1 protein-coding gene is annotated in these 1,277 nt (G+C 67.3%); it reads right to left on the bottom strand.

The features are described 5' to 3' along the window. On the bottom strand, positions 1-1,171 hold a 1,171-nt coding region (locus STSP_RS34425; RefSeq protein ID WP_157902973.1), incomplete at its 3' end, for a hypothetical protein. Between the last annotated feature and the right edge of the window lie 106 nt (positions 1,172-1,277).

The raw sequence follows: 1,277 nt of genomic DNA on the forward strand, positions 1-1,277 counted from the left end.
GGCAGACCGCCACGTGCAGGATCACGCCGAACGCCAATGCGTTGATGCTTGCATGTCCCACCCACGCCTCAGCGTTGGAGGTCGACCAGGTGAGCGTGTTGGCGTAGGCGAGCAGCCCGGTGCAGAGCCCGGCTCCCACCGCCACGGTGACGGCAAGGGTGGCCACGCGTTCCCTGGCGGCGGACAGATACGGGCGCAACGCTCCTTCGAAGAGCATGCCGACAAGCACCCCGGCGGCACTGAAGCTGGTGGCGGCCGCCAGGAGGGCGGGCGGCTCCACCCCGCCCGCGCCGTACGCGAGCGCGTAGGTGAGCGCCGCGCCACCGAGCACCAGCACGTTCCCCACGACGATCCGAAGCCATCGCTTCCGCAATGCGTTCATGGGCCAACCACGCCAGACGATGAACAGCCACACCTGCCACGAACCGCACACGGCGAGCACAACGGAGATGTCCTCCCGGGAGAACGGCCCACTCTGGCTGAACAGGCCGGAGTCCGGCGGGGCGGGAAAGTCGTAGGCGACGTACTGCACCAGGAGAGCGACGGCCCAGGACAGCGTCAGTGCCGCGATCCCGCCGGCGAGCCGCGGCAGGCGCTTGAGCGGCCAGCCCTCGAAGGCAAGGGTCAGTTGCAGGATCGCCGTGAAGGCGGTCAGTCCCAGGGGCAACGAGGCGGGATACAACGGCGAGTGACCGGGCCCCGGAGTCGGATCGAAGATACCGGCGGCGTCGACATGACCGATCACCCACTGCCCCGTCACCGCCAGGGCGATGCCCGCTGCCGCGATCAGGAGTATGTCCACGCATGCTGACCACTTGGGACGCAGGCTGGAACCCGGCCAGTCCTCCCACCAGAAGGCGATCACCGTCAGGGGCGGCAGCGCGAATGTGACGAGAGGCGCGAGGACGACAACCGAGTCCTCCGCGCCACCCAGCCCGAACGCGAACAGCAAGGCGACCGGAACGACCATCAGGAGGCCCGCCACGCCGAGGCCGGGCTGCGTGGCTATGCGGGCACGTTCGGCATCGAGAAACGCTTTGGCTTGCCGGTGCGCCGGAGTCGTCACCGTCGGCTGGTCCGGCAGCTTGCCGAACTGAGGACGGGACGTGGATGTCAGTTGTTTGTCGGGCATGGCCCTTCCCTTTTCATGAATGCGGTGGCACTGCCGCAACCATGGCGCGGATCAGTCCTCGGGACATCGGTCATCTGACCGGATGCATAAGGCCCAATAAGTCGGTCTGTTTCACCATGCGGCCCACTGGATCTGTCACATGACG

Origin of the sequence: Streptomyces jeddahensis, assembly GCF_001642995.1 — a bacterium.
GTDB classification, from domain to species: Bacteria; Actinomycetota; Actinomycetes; order Streptomycetales; family Streptomycetaceae; genus Streptomyces; species Streptomyces jeddahensis.